Annotated in this window: 4 protein-coding genes and 1 pseudogene; 3 read left to right on the top strand and 2 right to left on the bottom strand. The window is 62.2% G+C overall.

Going from position 1 to position 3,041, the window contains the following annotated elements:
- The 3 genes from WA702_RS19400 to WA702_RS19390 form a co-directional block, all read left to right on the top strand.
- Positions 1-309: VanZ family protein (locus tag WA702_RS19400; RefSeq protein WP_425112154.1), on the top strand; the 309-nt coding region annotated here is incomplete at its 5' end.
- A gap of 110 nt (positions 310-419) precedes the next feature.
- Positions 420-1,034: a TetR/AcrR family transcriptional regulator gene (locus WA702_RS19395; protein ID WP_425112155.1), complete on the top strand. Its 615-nt coding sequence runs from the start codon at positions 420-422 to the stop codon at positions 1,032-1,034.
- Positions 1,035-1,105: 71 nt separating this feature from the next.
- Positions 1,106-2,005, top strand: coding sequence for a DMT family transporter (locus tag WA702_RS19390; protein ID WP_425112153.1), 900 nt, complete (start codon positions 1,106-1,108; stop codon positions 2,003-2,005).
- Here the strand turns inward: WA702_RS19390 and WA702_RS19385 are convergent.
- Together WA702_RS19385 and WA702_RS19380 are read right to left on the bottom strand one after the other, a co-directional pair.
- A complete protein-coding gene (locus WA702_RS19385) occupies positions 2,002-2,640 on the bottom strand; it encodes a DapH/DapD/GlmU-related protein (RefSeq protein ID WP_425112152.1) in 639 nt (212 codons plus the stop codon). The two genes, WA702_RS19390 and WA702_RS19385, sit on opposite strands and share 4 nt — an antisense overlap.
- A gap of 293 nt (positions 2,641-2,933) precedes the next feature.
- Positions 2,934-3,041: pseudogene (locus WA702_RS19380) on the bottom strand (hydroxypyruvate isomerase); the annotation flags it as partial.

Genomic DNA, 3,041 nt, shown 5'->3' with positions numbered 1-3,041 from the left:
GTGACCTTTGCGACGCTGGGCCCACCCCGCTACCGTCCGCATGCCCATCTTGGCCAGGACGGCGAGCATGCGCTGGCTTTCGTGCTGTTGGGCCTCGCCTTCGGCCTCGCCTACCGTCAGCATCGCGTGCTGGCAGCCGCGATCGCCGTCGTGCTGACCGGCGCGCTCGAGATCGCGCAATTCTGGGCCCCAGGACGCCATGCACGGCTGGAGGATTTCATGGTCGATGCGCTGACGGCCTGCGCCGGCTTCGCCGCGGCCGCCCTGCTCGACTGGTTGGTCCGGCGCGTCCGGCCGCAAGCAGTCTGAGAAAAAGCCCCGCCGCTGGCAAGGACGCGGATGTCCGTGACAAGCCCGGCCATGACAATGACGAAACATCGGCGTTGCCATTTAAAGACCGATTGGTTTATATATCGGCAATGAGCCGCCAGACCCCAGTGCAGTTGCCGCGTGGCCGCCCCCGAACTTTCGACGTGGAAGCCGCAGTCGAACGCGCGATGGGCGTGTTCTGGTCGCGCGGCTATCACGCCACGGCGCTGCCAGACCTGCTTCGTGCGACGAGGCTTTCGCGTGGCAGCCTTTACGCCGCTTTCGGCGACAAGCACTCGCTGTTCCTGCGTGCGCTCGATCGCTACATTGCCGATGCCCTGGCACGGATGGATTCCGAACTCGGCCTCCAAAGAGAGCCGATCGAGGGCCTACGGGCCTACCTTGCCGGCTACGTTGACCGCACCAGCGGTGCCAAGGGCCGGGGCGGATGCCTGCTGGCGGCTACGGCCATGGAGCTGGCTGGCCAGGATGCTGACGTCGGCCGCCGCATCGCCAGCTTTTTCAAAGCCATGGAGGCCAGGTTGGCGGATATACTTTTCCGGGCGAAGACGGCGGGCAAGCTGGCCGATGGCGTCGAGCCTTCAAGTGCTGCCAAAATTCTCGTCTGTTTCGTCGAAGGGCTACGCGTAGTCGGCAAAACGGCACCGGCACGGATCACATCGCAAGCCACCGCCGACGCGCTTCTCGACCGCTTCATCAGGTAAAGAGCCCCATGGCCGCCTCGGGCAAGAGCACGTCGATATTTAGACTGATTGGTCTTTAAATTGAGAATGCCATGAATGCCATCCAGATCCTCTGCGCGGTGGCCGTTCCCCTGTTTTGGGGTTATCAGTTCGTGGCCATCAAAGTGGGGGTGACGGAGTTTCCGCCGCTCTTCTTCCTCGCCCTGCGCTTCCTGGCCATCGCCCTGTTGCTTGTTCCATTTGTCGAAAGGCCGACGCGTCAACAGTTCGGCCCTATCGCAGCTATTTCGATTTTCCTCGGCGGACTGAACTTCGGGCTGTTCTATGTTGGCCTTGGACTCGGCTCGGGCAGCATGTCGGCTGTCGCCTATCAACTCGCCACGCCCTTCACCATCCTGCTGGCCTGGCCGCTGCTCGCGGAGAGACCGTCACTCGCCACGTCCGCCGGAGTGGTGCTTGCATTCGTCGGCGTGGTCGTGTTGGCGGCGGGCCCCGGCCTGTCGACAAACGTGCTTCCGCTGCTGCTTGTGGTCGGGGCAGCCTTTGCATTCGCGGTGTCCAACGTCTTGACGAAACGCTACGGGCCTTTTGATCCCCTGATGTTGATGGGCTGGTCGTCGCTACTCACGGTGCCGCAGGTCGCGTTGATGTCGTTGCTGCTTGAATATGGACAATCGGCGAGCCTTGTCACGGCGGATGGACGTGGTTGGCTGGCGCTCGCCTACACGATTTTCATTGGGGGAATTGCCGGGTTTGGCCTTTGGTTCTGGCTGATCGCCCGTTGCTCCATGGGCCGTGTCGCCCCCTTCGGCCTGCTGCTTCCGGTGTTCGCCTTGATGTCGAGCGTGTTGTTCCTTGGCGACCGCATGACTCCAAAGTTGATCGTCGGCGGATTGCTCGCGACGATAGGCGTCGCCATGACACAAATAAGACCGGGCACTCGACCGGATTGGCGGAACTTCAGACCGAGCTCGAAGCCATGGCAAGGCTAGTCCTGGGTCGAGGTCCACTTCTCGCAAAACGCTTCAATATTGTCGCTTTGAAAATCAGCCAGACGTTCAATGATCGTCTCAAACGGCCAATCCCACCAGGCTATGCCCGTGAGACGCGCCGCGACTTGGTCCGGAAAGCGTGAGCGGATCGCTTTCGCCGGCACGCCGCCGACGATGGTGTAAGGCGGGACATCGCGTGTCACGACGGCGCCTGCAGCGAGGACGGCGCCGTTGCCAATCGTCACGCCCGGCAGAACGATGACGCCATGGCCGATCCACACATCGTGGCCGATCGCGACCAAAGCGGCGCGCCGGTCATTGAAAAACTCCGCATCGCGAACCGCGTCCGCACTGTAGTACTCGGGACAATAGGTGAAACGATGCTGCGAGGGGCGGTCCATCGGATGGTTGGGTGCGCCGATGCGAACCGAGGCGGCAATCGCACAAAACTTGCCGATGCGGGCGTCGGCAACCATGCAATTCGGCCCGAGATAGCTGTAGTCCCCCAGCGACGTGTATTCGATGTAGGTCTGATCCAGCACCTCGCAGCAGGCCCCGACCTCCACTTCGCGCAGGGTTGCGGACGGATGGATCACGGTCTCTGCGAGTTTGGGAGGGGTGCGGCGGTCGTGCATGGGACAGGCTTCACTTCCTGGGAAACGGCCGTCGATAAGAGCATTAGACGTCAGTTTTATGAACGACCGACCCGCGGCCCAGCTCTCGCATGAACAAGTAGCCCGCACGAGCGCAGCGACATGCGAAGAAACAATCCCGCGCGTCGCTGCGCTCACCGGGGCTACACGTGCTTCCTGCCGTAGGATGGGCTGAGCGAAGCGATACCCATCATGCCGCCGCATCTGCCGCGCTAAACGATGGGTATCGCTTCGCTCAACCCGTCCCACGATGCTCGATTTCAAGGAGCCGTGTCCTAGGTCTCGAACGTATGCATCGCATGCCACGACAGCCCTTCCAGCGTCGTGGTGCGCGGCTTGTATTCGCAGCCGATCCAGCCGCGATAGCCGATCGCGTCGAGATG

Source organism: Bradyrhizobium sp., from assembly GCF_049798375.1.
GTDB lineage: Bacteria > Pseudomonadota > Alphaproteobacteria > Rhizobiales > Xanthobacteraceae > Bradyrhizobium.
The sequence above is the reverse complement of the archived record's forward strand: the minus strand, read 5'-3'. Positions and strand labels throughout refer to the sequence as shown.